15 protein-coding genes are annotated in these 15400 nt (G+C 71.4%); 7 read left to right on the top strand and 8 right to left on the bottom strand.

The window, feature by feature from the left end; all coding sequences use genetic code 11:
• Nucleotides 1-55: 55 nt before the first annotated feature.
• Nucleotides 56-688: a winged helix-turn-helix transcriptional regulator gene (locus RM704_RS44090; RefSeq protein ID WP_033529917.1), complete on the bottom strand. Its 633-nt coding sequence runs from the start codon at nucleotides 686-688 to the stop codon at nucleotides 56-58.
• Nucleotides 689-774: 86 nt separating this feature from the next.
• On the opposite strand from RM704_RS44090, the gene RM704_RS44085 reads away from it, so the two are divergent.
• The 4 genes from RM704_RS44085 (at nucleotide 775) to RM704_RS44070 (ending at nucleotide 4036) form a co-directional block, all read left to right on the top strand.
• The gene (locus RM704_RS44085; protein WP_033529918.1) at nucleotides 775-1983 is read left to right on the top strand and encodes a pyridoxal phosphate-dependent aminotransferase; all 1209 of its coding nucleotides are present in this window, start codon (nucleotides 775-777) and stop codon (nucleotides 1981-1983) included.
• A gap of 122 nt (nucleotides 1984-2105) precedes the next feature.
• Nucleotides 2106-2639 carry an HAD domain-containing protein gene (locus RM704_RS44080; RefSeq protein ID WP_033529919.1) on the top strand — a complete coding sequence of 178 codons (534 nt, stop codon included), beginning with the start codon at nucleotides 2106-2108 and terminating at the stop codon, nucleotides 2637-2639.
• A gap of 3 nt (nucleotides 2640-2642) precedes the next feature.
• Complete coding sequence (locus RM704_RS44075; protein WP_033529920.1) at nucleotides 2643-3242, top strand: histidine phosphatase family protein; 600 nt, start codon at nucleotides 2643-2645, stop codon at nucleotides 3240-3242.
• Nucleotides 3243-3337: 95 nt separating this feature from the next.
• Nucleotides 3338-4036, top strand: coding sequence for a hypothetical protein (locus RM704_RS44070; protein WP_033529921.1), 699 nt, complete (start codon nucleotides 3338-3340; stop codon nucleotides 4034-4036).
• A 210-nt stretch (nucleotides 4037-4246) separates the two neighbouring features.
• Here RM704_RS44070 and RM704_RS44065 read toward each other — a convergent pair whose 3' ends face one another.
• Entirely contained in the window at nucleotides 4247-5935 is a 1689-nt protein-coding gene (locus RM704_RS44065) for a peroxidase family protein (RefSeq protein WP_033529922.1), read from the bottom strand.
• Between the two features lie 295 nt (nucleotides 5936-6230).
• Between RM704_RS44065 and RM704_RS44060 the strand changes: the two genes are divergently transcribed.
• Complete coding sequence (locus RM704_RS44060; RefSeq protein ID WP_033529923.1) at nucleotides 6231-8429, top strand: alpha-N-acetylglucosaminidase; 2199 nt, start codon at nucleotides 6231-6233, stop codon at nucleotides 8427-8429.
• A gap of 174 nt (nucleotides 8430-8603) precedes the next feature.
• Here RM704_RS44060 and RM704_RS44055 read toward each other — a convergent pair whose 3' ends face one another.
• The 6 genes from RM704_RS44055 to RM704_RS44030 all read right to left on the bottom strand — a co-directional run bounded on the left by RM704_RS44055 (nucleotide 8604) and on the right by RM704_RS44030 (nucleotide 12650).
• A complete protein-coding gene (locus tag RM704_RS44055) occupies nucleotides 8604-9983 on the bottom strand; it encodes an 8-oxoguanine deaminase (RefSeq protein ID WP_033529924.1) in 1380 nt (459 codons plus the stop codon).
• 55 nt (nucleotides 9984-10038) lie between these two features.
• Nucleotides 10039-10941, bottom strand: coding sequence for a factor-independent urate hydroxylase (gene pucL, locus RM704_RS44050; RefSeq protein ID WP_033529925.1), 903 nt, complete (start codon nucleotides 10939-10941; stop codon nucleotides 10039-10041).
• A 2-nt stretch (nucleotides 10942-10943) separates the two neighbouring features.
• The gene (gene uraH, locus RM704_RS44045; RefSeq protein WP_033529926.1) at nucleotides 10944-11357 is read right to left on the bottom strand and encodes a hydroxyisourate hydrolase; all 414 of its coding nucleotides are present in this window, start codon (nucleotides 11355-11357) and stop codon (nucleotides 10944-10946) included.
• Complete coding sequence (gene uraD / locus RM704_RS44040) at nucleotides 11354-11878, bottom strand: 2-oxo-4-hydroxy-4-carboxy-5-ureidoimidazoline decarboxylase (protein WP_033529927.1); 525 nt, start codon at nucleotides 11876-11878, stop codon at nucleotides 11354-11356. Before uraD ends, uraH begins: the two co-directional genes overlap by 4 nt.
• Before the next feature lie 149 nt (nucleotides 11879-12027).
• Nucleotides 12028-12339, bottom strand: coding sequence for a helix-turn-helix domain-containing protein (locus tag RM704_RS44035; protein ID WP_052146286.1), 312 nt, complete (start codon nucleotides 12337-12339; stop codon nucleotides 12028-12030).
• A 59-nt stretch (nucleotides 12340-12398) separates the two neighbouring features.
• A complete protein-coding gene (locus tag RM704_RS44030; protein WP_033530035.1) occupies nucleotides 12399-12650 on the bottom strand; it encodes a YkoF family thiamine-binding protein in 252 nt (83 codons plus the stop codon).
• A 158-nt stretch (nucleotides 12651-12808) separates the two neighbouring features.
• Here RM704_RS44030 and RM704_RS44025 point away from each other — a divergent pair, with 158 nt between their 5' ends.
• Both RM704_RS44025 and RM704_RS44020 read left to right on the top strand, forming a co-directional pair.
• Complete coding sequence (locus tag RM704_RS44025) at nucleotides 12809-13657, top strand: TIM barrel protein (protein ID WP_033529929.1); 849 nt, start codon at nucleotides 12809-12811, stop codon at nucleotides 13655-13657.
• A gap of 49 nt (nucleotides 13658-13706) precedes the next feature.
• The gene (locus RM704_RS44020; RefSeq protein ID WP_033529930.1) at nucleotides 13707-14597 is read left to right on the top strand and encodes a 2-hydroxy-3-oxopropionate reductase; all 891 of its coding nucleotides are present in this window, start codon (nucleotides 13707-13709) and stop codon (nucleotides 14595-14597) included.
• Nucleotides 14598-15400: the final 803 nt, after the last annotated feature.

Raw genomic sequence — 15400 nt, 5'->3', positions numbered from 1 at the left:
GCGCGAGACGCCCCACCCACCCGCAGCCGACAACGACGCTCCACGCCCCCCTCCCTCACCCCTCCCGCAACTCCTTGGCAAGCGCCCCCTCCCCCGCCACCTCGACCGACCCCGCCCGCACCGCGTCCCTCAGCCCCAACTCCCCCCGCCCGAGCGCACCGCAGGTGTCCGCGTCGAGGGTCAGCCGTACGTCCGCCTCCCCGGGCGCGGGCCCCTCCCCGTACACCGGCCCCTCCTCGGCGCCCGCCCACACGTGGAACGCCCCTTCCTCCAACCGGACTTCGACCAGGCCGGCACTTCCCTCGCCCAGCCCCCGCAGCAGCGGCAACGCGAACCAGTGCGCCCGTACCGCGTCCGTGGCCCGGCGCTCCCCGAGCACCGACTCGCCCCACGTGCCCAGCGCCTGCAGTACCGGCAGCAACCGCCGCCCGTGATCGGTGAGTTCGTACACGTAGGCCGCTCCCGGCGGCGGCAGCCGACGCCGTGTGGTCACCCCGTCCCGCTCCATGTCCTTCAGCCGCGAGGCGAGCACGTCCGTGCTGACGCCCGGCAGATCCGCGTGCAGATCCGTGTAGCGGCGCGGCCCGGCCAGCAGTTCGCGCACGATCAGCAGGGTCCAGCGGTCACCGACGAGGTCGAGCGCGCGGGCGGCGGAGCAGTACTGGTCGTAGCTTCGGCGAGGTGACATGGGACGCAGTCTAGACATGTCGTTGGACTTTCCAAGCGCCTACTTGGTAAAACCAAGCAACACAACGAACCGGAGGGCGAAAGCGCATGGAGTTCCGGCAGTCGAGCAAGCTCAGCGAGGTCTGTTACGAGATCCGCGGCCCCGTGATCGAGCACGCCAACGCACTGGAGGAGGCGGGCCACAGCGTCCTGCGCCTCAACACCGGCAACCCCGCGCTCTTCGGCTTCGAGGCGCCCGAGGAGATCATCCAGGACATGATCCGGATGCTCCCGCAGGCCCACGGCTACACGGACTCGCGCGGTGTCCTCTCGGCCCGCCGCGCGGTCGCCCAGCGCTACCAGGAGCGGGGCCTCGACGTCGACGTGGACGACGTCTTCCTCGGCAACGGCGTCTCCGAGCTGGTCTCCATGGCCGTACAGGCGCTGATCGAGGACGGCGACGAGATCCTGATCCCCGCCCCCGACTTCCCCCTCTGGACGGCGGTGACCACCCTCGCCGGCGGCAAGGCGGTCCACTACCTCTGCGACGAGCAGGCCGACTGGTACCCGGACCTCGACGACATGGCGTCGAAGATCACCGACCGCACCCGGGCGGTCGTCATCATCAACCCGAACAACCCCACCGGCGCGGTCTACCCCAAGGAGATCATCGAGGGCATCCTCGACCTCGCCCGCCGCCACGGCCTGATGGTCTTCGCCGACGAGATCTACGACCAGATCCTCTACGACGACGCCGTCCACCACTCGGCCGCCGCGCTCGCCCCCGACCTCGTCGTCCTCACCTTCTGCGGGCTGTCCAAGACATACCGCGTCGCGGGCTTCCGCTCCGGCTGGCTGGTCGTCACCGGTCCCAAGCAGCACGCCCGCAACTACCTGGAGGGCCTGACGATGCTGGCCTCCATGCGGCTGTGCGCCAACGCGCCCGCGCAGTACGCCATCCAGGCCGCGCTCGGGGGCCGCCAGTCGATCACCGACCTCACCACCCCGGGCGGCCGCCTCCACGAGCAGCGCAACGTGGCGTGGGAGAAGCTGAACGAGATCCCCGGCGTCTCCTGTGTGAAGCCCAAGGGCGCCCTGTACGCCTTCCCCCGGCTCGACCCCAAGGTCCACCGGATCCACGACGACGAGAAGTTCGTGCTGGACCTCCTCCTCCGCGAGAAGATCCAGGTCGTCCAGGGCACGGGCTTCAACTGGCCGACACCCGACCACTTCCGCATCCTCACCCTCCCCCACGCCGACGACCTGGACGCGGCCATCAGCCGGATCGGCCGCTTCCTGAGCGGGTACCGGCAGTAGCCGGCGGCGGGTACCGGGGGTGGTCGGCAGCGGTCCCGGCACCCCCGCGTACGCGGAGCACGCCGTCGGCGTACACGGCCGTCCGGGCATCGGCACGCACCCCGCATGGGTAGCCCTTCCCCATGACTGAGCGTCCGCTGCTCCTCCTCGACGTCGACGGCCCCCTCAACCCCTTCGGCGCCCGATGGTGGCGTCCTCGCGGCTATGTGACCCACCGGGTGCGTCCGGCCAACTGGTCCTCCCGGCAGAAACCGGGCTCCCGGCGGCTGCGTCGGGGCCTGCGGATCCGGCTCAATCCGGCGCACGGCGAGCGGCTGCTCGCGCTGCCGTACGAACTGGCGTGGGCGACGACGTGGATGCACGAGGCCAACGAGATGATCGGCCCGGCGATCGGGCTGCCCCGCGAACTGCCGGTCATAGAGTTCGCAAACCTCTTCGCCGAGGACCCGGACGGGCTGTACTGGAAGACCCGGCGGGTCCTGGAGTGGGCGGCGGGACGGCCGTTCGTCTGGGTCGACGACATGATCACCGACCTCGACGTACGGCATGTGGCCGAGCACCACGACACCGCGGCGCTGCTCATGCGGATCGATCCGCGCAGGGGTCTGCGGGAGGTGGAGTTCCGGGAGTTGGAGCGGTGGGCTCGTACCCTGTGAGGCATGGGTGATCTTCTCCTCGTGCGGCACGGTGAGACCGAGTGGTCGATGTCCGGGCAGCACACCAGCTGGACCGACATCTCGCTGACGGACCGCGGCCGCGAGCAGGCCCGCGGCCTCGCCCCGCTGCTCGGCTCGCACCGCGTCGGGGCCGTGTTCGTGAGCCCGCTCAAGCGTGCCCGGGAGACGGCCGACCTGGCCGGGCTGCACGGGGTCCGCGTCGACGCGGACCTCGTCGAATGGGACTACGGCGGATACGAGGGCGTCACGACCGTCGAGATCCATCGCACCCGGCCGGACTGGTTCCTGTTCACGGACGGCGTCGCACCGGGACCGCCGGAGCACCCCGGGGAGAGCCCGGAAGAGGTCGGCGCGCGGGCCGACCGCGTCCTGGCGAAGACGCACGCGGCACTGGCGAACAACGAGGGATGCGTGGTGCTCGTGGCCCACGGGCACTTCCTGCGCGTCCTCACCGCTCGCTACCTCGGGTTGCCCGCCTCCGCCGGCGCGCTGTTCCAGCTGGCCACGGGCACGGTCTGCCGGCTCGGTACGGAGCACGGGCGTCCGGTCGTCGCGGGGTGGAATGTCAGACCCCCCTCGTAGCCTTCGAGTGGGTCGGCCCACAGCCGGTCGGGGTGAGGGACCCCTGGCCGGTCCGGGTGAGGGACCCATGGCCGGTTCTGGTGAGGGAGGGTGCCGTGACACGACCGCCGACCGCCGCCCAGCGACGGATCATCGACGCCGCCGAGCCCGTGACCGGGCGCCTGACGGGTACGGAGCACCAGCTCGCGGCCCTGGTGAAGCGTGGGCTGGCCTTCCGGCATCCGCGCCCGCCGCACGACCACTTCCTCACCCCGGCCGGGCATCGCGTGCGGGAGACCGCGGCGGCCGCGGCCGCGCAGACGGCTCCCCGGGGGACGGCCCGGACGGACACCGCGACCAGCTCGACCGCCTCGACCACCTCGACCGGTGTCTTCGCCGCGCGGATCGGCGGGGAGGAGGCCGCCGCCACCGGACCCGCTCGTTCACGGGAGGTCCACAGCGCCTGGCAGGGACTTCTGGAGCTGCGCAGGATGACCAACACCGGCGGCGCCACGGACCGGCCGTGCGCCTGGGAGCGCACGCATCTGGTGCAGGCCGCCGCACTGGCGTTGGAGGCCGCTGGCCACCGACCCGCCGGAGCCGATACGGCGGGTGCGGGGGCCGCGGCGCCGACGGGCGGGGGTTACCGCGTACGGGCCACGCCCCAGCCCGAGGCCGTCGCCGTACGGGAGCCCGACGCGGAGGCGCTGCGGGCCTGCTCGGCGACGCTGGAGGCGGCGGGCTGGCAGGTGGGCGAGCACACCGATCCCCGTACGCGGGAGCGGTATCTGCTGGCGTCGCCGAGGCGGGCCTAGGGCGCTTCTGATGGATCTCCGTGGACGCCGCGGAGATCCATCGGAAGGGCTGGGCCCTGTCGGAACCGCCGCACCGGGCAGGGCGGTGAGTTGCCGGCCGGTGAGCATCCTGGCGGCGGCCCCCCGCTGTCCGGACGGCGGGCGTGGGCCCACGGTCCGGACAGCGGGGTCGTGTCACGGCTTCCGGTCCGCACCGGACGGCCGCACCGCTCAGCCCAGCGGGTTCAGCAGCTCCGGGTCGTTCTCGAAGGCGAAGAGCAGCAGGTCCGCCATGGTGAACCTGCCCTTCCGGTGGGACGGGAGGCTCGGGCGCCAGCCCGGGTGCTTCACGATCGACCGTCGGCTGCCCTCCATCGCCCGGTGGAAGACCTCCGCGACGAGGGTGCCGCCGACACCGGTGAGGCTGCCCGGGCGTGCCTCGTTCACCTCGGCCTCGCGCAGCACGTAGAACCACAGCGGGGTGTGCTCCACGACCTGTGCGCGCTCGGCGTCGGTGAGGCCCTCCAGCACGGCTCCGCCGTCGCCCCGCAGGATCTGGTCCTCCGTCAGGGGCTTGAACCCCATCTGGGCGGCCAGTTGGGGCCCGGTGGCCAGCTCCACCATCGCGGCCCGCACCAGGTTGCGGAACGCGAGGTTGCGCTGGATCGGCGGCGGGGCCGGGCGGCCGCGACCGTCGAAGGTGCCGGTGGGCAGCGTGGACAGGGGGTCGACGAGCAGGGTGTCCAGCCGCTTGGCCACGTTGAACTCGCGCTCGGGCACGACGAGGTCGTCACGCCCGATCTCGCCGAAGTCGAACAGCCGCCGGAAGTCGACGATCCAGTTGCTCGGCAGCCGCAGGTTCTCCCCGGAGTTCGGGTCGTCGAGGTCACTCAGGTCGTCCGGGCCCGGCGTGAGGTTGCCCGCCGTGCCGCTGAACCGGAACAGCAGGCCGAGCGAGGCGATCGGGCCGGGTCCGCCCGCGCGGAACACGCTGTTCCACTGGTAGGCCCCGCGGACCATGCTGTGCCCGAGGCGGTAGGCGGCCACCGAGAACTCGATGGGCATCGTCGGGAAGTCGCCGGGGCGGACGTACCCGGGCCGCTCGAAGTGCTTGCGCCCCCGGGTGAAGACCCGCTCGACGATGTCCGGGTCGACGATGCGCGGCAGGAAGTCGGTGCGCAGCACCCACTGGTAGTGCTTCACGACGATGTCCCGGGCCGCCTGGAACAGCCGGTGCTCGGGCACTCCGCGCTCGGCGAGCAGGTCGACGACCCGGTTGTGGAAGCGGATGAACGCCAGGTGGAGCTGGCCGACCGCGAGGTTCTCGTCGTTGCGCGCGTCCGGGATGAGCGGGGCGCGCTTGTCGGCCTGGGTGCCGCCGGCCGCCTCGCCGGCCCGCGGCAGGTCGAAGCCCTCGTGGTCGATGTTGGACGTCGACTCGGGCGGGAAGGGCACCCCGAGCGTCGTGCCCGTCCTCAGGCGGCCGTCGGACTCGTAGAAGCGGGCACTGCCCGCGTGGTGCGGGCCCATGCCGTAGAGGGAGTCGAGGTCGAGGGCGGGGCTGCGCCCCTGCACCAGATCCTCGACCGGAACCGGCTCACCCAGCCCCACCTGGGTGCGGTCCAGGGTCAGGTCGTGGTCGACGAACTGACCGAGATACGTGAACCCGGCCGGGACCGACGCCCCGGGCTCCCCCGAGTCGGGGTCGGCGCCGCCGGTGCCCGTGGTCATGGCCACGGCCAGCTTGCCGAGCAGTGCCTCGTCGAGCTGGACTCCCTTCTCGCCGAACCGGGAGAAGCGGAAGGCCATCTGCTGCTCGGTCGCGCTCGGCACGCGCGCGACCGCCGCCCCCTTCTCGAACTCCAGGATCCGACCCTCGTTGACGACGTAGTAGGTCTCGCGATGGTGTCGATGCACCATGTGTGTCCCCGTTCTGTCCCCCGGCTCCGCGAACGGCCACAACCGGACCTACCGGTTCTATCCGTCGGTACCGGCCCCCACCGGACGCGAAGCGATCATTCGGATAAATCCCTGTTTCCCGACAACGTGTCGAGCGCGGGGAGCGGTTCCCGAACCGGGAAATCTACTCATATTGACGTAGGAAGGAGCCGTTCACGCCGGGTTCTCCCCCGTGTGGCCGCGTGTCCGCGCACAAGTGGGGTGTCGCCGGGTATTCCTCCCACGGCGTACCCCCCACCGCATCCCCGGAGACACCATGCCGCTCGCCCGCCGTGCCCTGCTCACCGCGTTCGCCGCCGGTTCCGCGGCCGCCTGCACCTCGGCCCGCGCCGTCCCCTCGGACGACGCGCCCCGCACCGACAACGCCCTGCGCACGGCCTCGGTGGCGACCAGAAGGCTGCTGCCGGACCACTGGCGGCAGATCACCTTCACGGAGGGCAAGGAGAAGGACACCTTCCGCGTCTCGGGGAGCACCGGGCGCATCACCGTCGCCGGCGACACACCGGCCACGCAACTCACCGGCCTGAACTGGTACTTGAGGCATGTGGCGTACGCCGAGATCAACTGGGCGGGCGAGCAGACGGACCTTCTGCCGCGCGAGCTCCCCGGCCTCGACGGGACGGTCAGCCGCCGGGCGAACGTCGTCCACCGCTTCGCCCTCAACGACACCAACGACGGCTACACGGGCGCGTACCTGGACTGGCGGTACTGGGAGCGCGAGCTGGACGTGCTGGCGCTGCACGGCTACAACGAGGTCCTCGTCTACGCGGGCGCGGACGCGCTGTACCACCGGGTGTTCCAGGAGTTCGGGTACGGAGAGGAGGAGCTGCGGGCCTGGGTGCCCGGCCCCGCCCACCAGCCGTGGTGGCTGCTGCAGAACCTGTCCGCCTTCCCCTCCCCGGTCTCCCGGCAGCTCCTGGACGCGCGGGCCGTACTGGGCCGCCGCATCGCCGACCGGGTGCGCGAGCTGGGGATGACGCCGGTGTTCCCCGGCTACTTCGGGACCGTCCCGCCGGGCTTCGCGGAGCGGGTCCCGGGGGCGCGGACCGTGCCGCAGGGCGAGTGGATGGGCTTCGCGCGACCCGACTGGCTGGACCCGCGCGGGGACGAGTTCGCCCGGGTGGCGGCGGCCTTCTACCGGGTGCAGGACGAGATGTTCGGCGCGTCGACGCTGTACAAGATGGATCTGCTGCACGAGGGCGGCGATCCGGGGGACGTGCCCGTCGCCGACGCGGCCAAGGGCGTGGAGCGGGCGCTGCAGCGGGCTCGTCCGGGGGCCACCTGGGTGATCCTCGGCTGGCAGCACAACCCGCCGCGCGCGATCGTCGACGCCGTCGACAAGGAGCGCATGCTCGTCGTCGACGGTCTCTCCGACCGCTTCCCCACAGTCACCGACCGCGAGGCCGACTGGGGCGACACCCCCTACGCCTTCGGTTCGATCTGGAACTTCGGCGGGCACACCGCGCTCGGCGCCAACACCCCCGACTGGGCCGCCCTGTACGAGAAGTGGCGCACCAAGGCGGGCAGCAGGCTGCACGGCATCGCCCTGATGCCGGAGGCCGCCGACAACAACCCGGCCGCTTTCGCCCTGTTCTCCGAACTCGCCTGGCGCGAGGGTGAGTTGGACCTGAAGACTTGGTTCGCCGAGTGGGCGCACGCCCGCTACGGCGCCGTGGATCCGCACGCCGCGGCCGCCTGGGACATCCTGCGTCGCACCGCGTACGGCACTACCCGCGCGGACTCCTGGAGCGAGGGCGCCGACGGCCTGTTCGGTGCCCGGCCGGCGTTGAACGTCGTACGGGCCGGCCGCTGGTCGCCGAAGCAACTCCGTTACAGCGCGGCGGAGTTCGAGCCCGCGCTGGACGAGCTGCTGCGGGTGCGACCGGAGTTGCGGGCCACGTCGGCGTACCGCCGCGATCTCCTCGACGTGGCCCGTCAGGCGCTCGCCAACCGCAGCCGGGTGATGCTGCCGCAGATCAAGGCTGCGTACGACGCCGAGGACGCCGCGCGGTTCGCGAAGTCGAGCGGGGACTGGCTCTCGCTCATGGACCTGCTGGACGAGCTGGTGGCCACCGACTCCCGTCATCTGCTGGGCCGTTGGGTGGCGGAGGCCCGCTCCTGGGGCGCGAACGCCGCCGAGCGTGACCAGTTGGCGTACGACAACCTCTCGCTGCTGACCGTGTGGGGGACGCGGGAGGGCGCTGACGCCGGACTGCGGGACTACGCCAACCGGGAGTGGGCGGGGCTGGTCGGCGGACTGTACCGGCTGCGCTGGTCGACGTACTTCGAGGAGCTGAGGGCCGCGCTGGACGCGGGCCGAGCCCCGGCGAAGATCGACTGGTTCGCCCTGGAGGACCGCTGGGCGCGGAACCCGGGGACGCTCGCGACCGAGCCGACCGGGGACACGTACACGGTCGCGACACGGGTCCGGGACCGGCTCACAGCACTCTCCTGACGGATCGGCGGATCGGCGGATCGGCGGGCGTACGGCGGCAGTCACTCGGTCGGCCGACCTGACACCGTTCCGGGGCGCGCACATCCGTCCGCGCCCCGGAGACGGCTGCCGTGAGCCTCACCGAGGTCCACGGCTCTGGTCGAGGGCCGTCCCCCTCGACCAGAGTCCAGTGGGTCAGGCCTCGGCGGCGATCCGCGCCAGCCGCCGTGCCTCTTCCCGCGTCGAGCGGGCGATGGCGTCCTCGTCGACATGGAGCAGGCGACCGTTCTCCACGATCTGCCGGCCGTTCACGAACGACGCCGTCACCGGGGCCGCCGCGCCGAGAACCAGTGCGGCCACCGGGTCGGCGATCGACGCGTGCGCCAGTGTGTCGAGCTTCCAGAGGACCAGGTCGGCGAGCTTGCCGGGCTCCAGGGAGCCGATCTCCTGCGCCCTGCCCAGGACCTGGGCACCGCCGAACGTGCCGAGCCGGAGGGCTTGGCGGGCGTTGAGGGCGGCCTCGCGGTGGGCGCCGAGGCGGTTGACGAGGAGGGCGTTGCGCAGTTCGGTGTGGAGTTCGCCGGACTCGTTGGACGCCGTGCCGTCGACGCCGAGGCCGACCGGGACGCCGGCCGCCAGCATGTCCGGGACCCGGGCGATGCCCGCCGCCAGCCGGGCGTTGGACGAGGGGCAGTGGGCGACGCCCGTCCTCGTACGGGCGAAGGCGTCGATGTCGGAGTCGTTCATGTGGACGCAGTGGGCCATCCACACGTCCTCGCCGAGCCAGCCCGTGGACTCGAAGTAGTCGGTCGGGCCCATGCCGAACAGCTCGTGGCAGAACTTCTCCTCCTCCACCGTCTCCGAGCCGTGGGTGTGCAGCCGCACCCCGAGGCGACGGGCCAACTCGGCTCCCTCGCGCAGCAGTTCGGTGGAGACCGAGAACGGCGAGCAGGGGGCGACGGCGACCTGGGTCATCGCGCCGAAGGAGGCGTCGTGGTGCCGCTTCACCGTCTCCTCGGTGGCGGCGAGCGCGCCCTCCAGAGTCTCGACCGCGAAGTCCGGCGGGAGGCCGCCGTCCTTCTCGCTGCGGTCCATCGAGCCACGGGCGAGCGTGAAGCGGACGCCCGTCTCGCGCGCCGCCCGGATGATCGAGCCCGACAGGTCGCCGGAGCCCTTCGGGAAGACGTAGTGGTGGTCCATGGCCGTGGTCACGCCGCCGCGGGCCATCATGCCGAGCGAGCCCTGGGCCGCCGCGTACGTCATGCGCTCGTCGATGCGCGCCCAGGTCGGGTAGAGCGCGACGAGCCAGTCGAAGAGGTTGTGGTCGGTGGCGAGGCCCCGGGTGATCCACTGGTAGAAGTGGTGGTGGGTGTTGACCAGGCCGGGGGTGACCAGGTGGCCGGTGGCGTCGATCCGGCGTACGACGTCCGTCAGGCCCTCGGGGGCGCGGCCCTCCCCGACCGATTCGATGACGTTGTCCGCCACGACCACATGACCGGACGCGTACTCGGTGTCCCGCGCGTCCACGGTCGCGATCGCCGCGTTCTCGATGACGAGACGCTGGGTTGCTGCCATGGTTCGTCCTTCAGAGGTCTTCTGAGGGTCTCTCAGAGGTGGGTTCCGAGGTCTCTCAGAGGTTGGTGAGGTCCGCCGGGATCCTCGCTTCGCGGCCGTCCCGCAGGACGGTGGCCTCGATCAGGCCGTAGGGGCGGTCGGCGGCGAAGTACACGGCTCCGTCGGCGGTGTCGTTCTTCAGGCCGAACGGGGCCAGGTCCACCAGGAAGTGGTGCTTGTTCGGCAGGGAGAAGCGGACCTCGTCTATCTCCTCGCGGTTGTCGATGATCCGCGCGCCCATCTGGTACAGGGTCTGCTGCAGCGAGAGGGAGTACGTCTCGGCGAAGGCCTGGAGCAGGTGCTTCTTCACCTGCTCGTAGGAGGCCTCCCAGTCGGGAGCCGGCTGCTCGTCGTCGGTCCAGTTGAAGCGCCAGCGGCCGGAGACCTCGGTGGCGAGGATGCGGTCGTGCGCCTCGGGCAGGGTCGTGTACTTGTCCTTGACGAAGCCCCAGAACTCGGAGTCGGTCGAGTTCATGACCGTGAGGTCCTTGAGGCCGGAGACGACCTCCCACGACGAGCCGTCGTAGGTGATCTGCGCCAGCCGGGTCTCCTGGCCCGCGCGGACGAAGGAGTGCGCGCCCTCGCCTGCGTGCTCGATGCGGTCCCAGGCGTACTGCTCGACGCGGATGCGGGCCCGGTGGATGGCGGGCTGGGAGGTCACGAAGTGCCGGGCGAGGTGGATGCCGAACTGCTCGGCGGAGTCGATGCCGTACTCCTTGGCGAAGGCGTACACCGTGTTCTTGGTGGTGTCCGTCGGCAGGACGTTCGCGTTCGAGCCCGAGAGGTGGACCTCGTCCATGTCGCCGCTCAGCGACACCGAGACGTTGAGGTCCTTGATGTGGTGGGTGGCGCCGTCCCGCGTGATGCGTACGACGCGGTTCTCGGCCTTGCCGTACTGGTTCGGTCCAAGGATGGGCATAGCTAGCTCCCTCGGTAAACGGAGTAGCCGAACGGGTTGAGCAGCAGCGGTACGTGGTAGTGCTCGCCGGGCGTCACGGTGAAGGTGATCACGACCTCGGGGAAGAACACGGCACCGCTGTCCCGGTTCGCGGGGGCGTCCTGCTGCGCATCGGCTTGCTGCTTCACGGTCTGTGCGGCGGTCTGTGCGAGGTACGGCTCGACCTCGAAGTCGAGTCGTACGTGGGTGGTGCCCTCCGGCAGGGCCGGGAGGTCCTTGCAGCGGCCGTCGGCGTCGGTCGCCGAGCCGCCGAGCGCCTGCCAGGGGGCTTCTCGCCCGGAGCGGGCGGAGACACGGACGGCGACGCCCGCGGCGGGACGGCCGACGGAGGTGTCCAGGATGTGCGTGGACACCGAGGCGGTCGTGCTGGTGCTCATGTGCGGGCTTCCTCTTCGACGTCGACGAGCCGGGCCAGGCGGATGCGGTTGATCTTGCCCAGTTCGGTGCGGACGATCTCGCGTTCCCGCTCCGGCGCGTTGCCGATCCGGTCCCGGACCGCGTCGCGCATCTGCTCGCCGGTCCGGCCGGTGGCGCAGATCAGGAACACATGACCGAACTTCGCCTGGTAGGCCAGGTTCAGTTCGAGCATCTCCGCCTTGAGCTCGTCGGAGACTCCGGCCATGCCGCGCTGCTCACGGGCGGAGGTCGGATCGCCCGGCGCGGGGCGGCCGATCGGGGGGTGCCCGGCCATCGCCTCCGCCAGATCCTCCTCGCTCAGCTCGGCCATGGCGGCGTCACTGGCGACGAAGAGGTCCTCGGCGGTGGCGTAGGGGCGGTAGGCGAGCAGGCGGCGCCCCCATGCCGCCGAGGCGCACACCTCATGGAGCGCGGCGGTGGCCGCGTGCTCCTCCAGGGCGTTGAAACGGGCGAGGCCCGGTGTCGAGGAACGCGAAGTCACGGGAGCCTCCGTCGCCGTGGTGCTGGACTGGCTACGGCAAGCTAACGCCCCACGACGACATCGCGTCAACAGTTTGTTGAAAAATCGCGGTTACGGCGAGATCGCCACAGCCGCGCCCACCGTGCCTCCCGGCGGGACCGAGGCGCCCGTCAGGCCTCTTTCTCGCGGTTGAGGTAGTTGTACACAGTGAAGCGGCTGACGCCGAGGGCGCTCGCGACGGTCTCCACGCCATGGCGCACGGAGAAGGCGCCGCGCGTCTCCAGCACCCGTACGACCTCCTGCTTGGCCTTGCGGTCGAGGTCGGCGAGCGGCCTGCCCCGCTGGCGCTCCATCGCGGCCAGGATGTGATCCAGCGACTCGGCGAGCTGCGGCAGCCGCACGGCGACGACGTCGGCACCCTCCCAGGACAGGACGACGTCGTCGGGGCCGGCCTCGTCCGGCGGCAGCATGAGTCCGCCCATGGCGTCGACCAGCGGCTTGACGGCCGCGACGAAGCGCTCGTCGCCGGTGCCGGTGCCGGTCACTCGCCGCCCTCCCCGATCACGTTGACCTGGAGCGAGATCCGAGTGGCGCCGGACTCCAGGGTCCGGCGGAGCAGGGCGTCCACGGCCGTGAGCACGGCATCGGCTCCCCCTTCCGCCGTGTTGCCGAACGGGCCGACGTCGACCGCGTCCAGGTCGGCGGCCTCGACGACCTCCCGCGCCACGAGCGCGTGCGCCGGGGCCTCGTCGAGGTCGAAGGGCTCGGTCGTGAACTCCACTCTCAATCGCACGGGCACAACCTAACGCGCGGCGCCGTTTTCCACCGAGACCTCTTGACAAGCTCCGACCCGCGGCGGCAGTCTTCCATTAAGCAGAAATCAATTTCCACTATATGGAATATCGCAGACGGCAACCCGGAAAGTGCACGGAAGGGAGCGTCCGAGGCCCCATGGGATTCGCGGAGCAGCGCTACACCGTCAACCTGTCGATCCTCTTCACGGAACTCCCGCTCCTGGAGCGCCCCGCGGCCGCCGCCGCGGCCGGCTTCACCGCGGCCGAGCTGTGGTGGCCCTGGGTCGACTCCCCCACGCCTCCTCGTTCCGAACTCGACGCCCTACGGGGCTCGTTCGAGGACGCGGGCGTGCGGCTGACCGGACTCAACTTCTACTCGGGAGTGCTGCCGGGACCGGACCGGGGCGCGCTGTCGATCCCGGGTGCGGAGTCGGAGCGCTTCCGCGCCAACGTCGACGTGGTCGCGGAGTTCGCCGAGTCCGTCGGCTGCGGGGCGCTCAACGCCCTGTACGGCAACCGCGTCGCCGGTGTGGACCCGGCCGAGCAGGACGACCTGGCCCTGCACCACCTGGTCCTGGCCGCGCGGGCCGCCGACCGGATCGGCGCGGTCCTGCTGATCGAGGCCCTGAACAAGGTGGAGTCACCGCTCTACCCCCTGGTGTCCGCCCCGACCGCCGTCGGCGTCGTCGACAGGGTCAACGAGGCCTCGGGCCTCGGCAACGCGCGCTTCCTGATGGACCTCTACCACCTGTCCATGAACGGCGAGGACCTGCCGCAGGTGATCGCCGACCACGCCGGCAGCACGGGGCATGTGCAGATCGCCGACAATCCCGGCCGCGGCGCCCCCGGCACCGGGACCGTCCCGCTGGAGGACCTCCTCGACCAGTTGGGCAAGGCCGGTTACGAGGGCCTCGTCGGCCTGGAGTACAAGCCGGGCGACCGGACGAGCGCCGAGGCCTTCGCGTGGCTCCCCCGCGAAGCCCGCACGGCACGCGCGGCCCGTTGAGGGCCCGACCCCACCGCCGCAGCAGAGCAGCCAGAGAGGCACCCTCACCATGAGCAATCTCCCCAAGGTCGCGTGGATAGGTCTCGGCATCATGGGCTCCCCCATGTCCGAGAATCTGATCAAGGCGGGTTACGACGTCACCGGCCACACCCTGGAGCAGGACAAGCTGGACCGGCTGACCGCGGCCGGCGGGACGGCGGCGGCCTCCGTCGCCGAGGCGGTGCGCGACGCCGATGTCGTCATCACGATGGTGCCCGCCTCCCCGCAGGTCGAGGCCGTCGCGTACGGCCCCGACGGCATCCTGGCCAACGCCCGGCCCGGCGCCCTGCTGATCGACATGTCGTCCATCACGCCGCAGACCTCCGTCGATCTGGCGAAGGCCGCGAAGGACAAGGGCATCCGGGTGCTCGACGCCCCGGTCTCCGGTGGTGAGGCGGGCGCCGTCGAGGCCGTGCTGTCCATCATGGTCGGCGGCGAGCAGTCCGACTTCGACGAGGCCGAGCCGCTCTTCGAGGCGCTCGGCAGGACCATCGTGCTGTGCGGTCCGCACGGCGCGGGGCAGACCGTGAAGGCCGCGAACCAGCTGATCGTGGCCGTGAACATCCAGGCGTGCGCCGAGGCCGTGGTCTTCCTGGAGAAGTCGGGCGTCGACCTGAAGGCGGCCCTCGACGTCCTGAACGGCGGGCTCGCGGGGTCCACCGTGCTGACCCGCAAGAAGGACAACTTCCTGAACCGGGACTTCGGGCCTGGCTTCCGCGTCGACCTGCACCACAAGGACATGGGCATCGTCACCGACGCCGCCCGCACCGTGGGCGCCGCCCTGCCGGTCGGCGCCGTGGTGGCCCAGCTGGTCGCCTCGCTGCGCGCCCAGGGCGACGGCGGCCTCGACCACTCGGCCCTGCTGCGGGCCGTGGAACGCCTTTCCGGCGCCCAGGTCTGAGGCGACACCTCACCGAACTTCCGGTCCGCGGTGGCGCCGACATCTGTCCTGTCGCGCCCAGGTGCCGCCGCGGGCCGGAACCGCCGTCCCGGGTACGCCGACTTCCTCAGGGACGTCGGCGTACCCCTCTCGATGTTCGTACGACTCTCGACGGTGCGTGAAGCTCCGCCCCTCGCCGACGGGTGTGCCGTCCACCCCGCCCCGGCGATCGAGTTCTTCCATCCCCTTCCATCCCCTTCCATCCCTGATCGGCGTCCGGTCCCTGGTGGACACCCACCCGCCACCGGACGCACCGCCCGCGACCGTTTCCGACCGACCCGGATGAGGGGTGCGCGTCGGACACGCGCGGGCAGGGCACGGACCGCGGCGGCGATGCGCGCCAGTGCGGTGGTGAAGGCCCCGGCCCGCGTCTCGACGTGAGGGACACGGGTCCGGTGCCGCCGCGGCCGCCGCGGTCCGACCCGTCAGCGTCACTCCTCCTGGGGCACGTCACGGGAAGAGCTTCGAGAGCGGCGGGCCGAAGGACGATCAGGGTCCGACACGCCGGTCACCGGCAGCCGTCGCGGCCCTCTGCCTACGCAAGGCTGCGTAGAGCGTCTACGGAACCCTCAAATCAACCTCTGAAACCGTGCTTGAGGGCTTCAACCACCCCTGGGGCAGGGCACATTCTCGTCACACGAGGCCCGCCGGCAGGGGGGCGGCGGGCCTCGACGGGGGAAGAGCCCCACGGGGGAAACAGGGGCACGGGGGAACCGACGGGGAAGCAAGGGAGCACAGGAACGGGGGAACGGGGGGAACGGGGG

This window comes from Streptomyces gottesmaniae (assembly GCF_031845845.1).
In the GTDB taxonomy this organism is placed as follows: domain Bacteria; phylum Actinomycetota; class Actinomycetes; order Streptomycetales; family Streptomycetaceae; genus Streptomyces; species Streptomyces akebiae.
This window is presented reverse-complemented; position numbering and strand designations above follow the sequence as displayed.

Bases quoted from the DNA above. Each gene is read 5' to 3' on its own strand.
- pucL (WP_033529925.1), bottom strand. From the start codon at position 10,941: ATGCCCATCCTTGGACCGAACCAGTACGGCAAGGCCGAGAACCGCGTC.
- RM704_RS44035 (WP_052146286.1), bottom strand. From the start codon at position 12,339: ATGGGCGGACTCATGCTGCCGCCGGACGAGGCCGGCCCCGACGACGTC.
- RM704_RS44025 (WP_033529929.1), top strand. From the start codon at position 12,809: ATGGGATTCGCGGAGCAGCGCTACACCGTCAACCTGTCGATCCTCTTC.
- RM704_RS44020 (WP_033529930.1), top strand. From the start codon at position 13,707: ATGAGCAATCTCCCCAAGGTCGCGTGGATAGGTCTCGGCATCATGGGC.
- RM704_RS44055 (WP_033529924.1), bottom strand. From the start codon at position 9,983: ATGGCAGCAACCCAGCGTCTCGTCATCGAGAACGCGGCGATCGCGACC.
- RM704_RS44065 (WP_033529922.1), bottom strand. From the start codon at position 5,935: ATGGTGCATCGACACCATCGCGAGACCTACTACGTCGTCAACGAGGGT.
- RM704_RS44075 (WP_033529920.1), top strand. From the start codon at position 2,643: ATGGGTGATCTTCTCCTCGTGCGGCACGGTGAGACCGAGTGGTCGATG.
- uraH (WP_033529926.1), bottom strand. From the start codon at position 11,357: ATGAGCACCAGCACGACCGCCTCGGTGTCCACGCACATCCTGGACACC.
- RM704_RS44080 (WP_033529919.1), top strand. From the start codon at position 2,106: ATGACTGAGCGTCCGCTGCTCCTCCTCGACGTCGACGGCCCCCTCAAC.
- RM704_RS44060 (WP_033529923.1), top strand. From the start codon at position 6,231: ATGCCGCTCGCCCGCCGTGCCCTGCTCACCGCGTTCGCCGCCGGTTCC.
- RM704_RS44090 (WP_033529917.1), bottom strand. From the start codon at position 688: ATGTCACCTCGCCGAAGCTACGACCAGTACTGCTCCGCCGCCCGCGCG.
- RM704_RS44085 (WP_033529918.1), top strand. From the start codon at position 775: ATGGAGTTCCGGCAGTCGAGCAAGCTCAGCGAGGTCTGTTACGAGATC.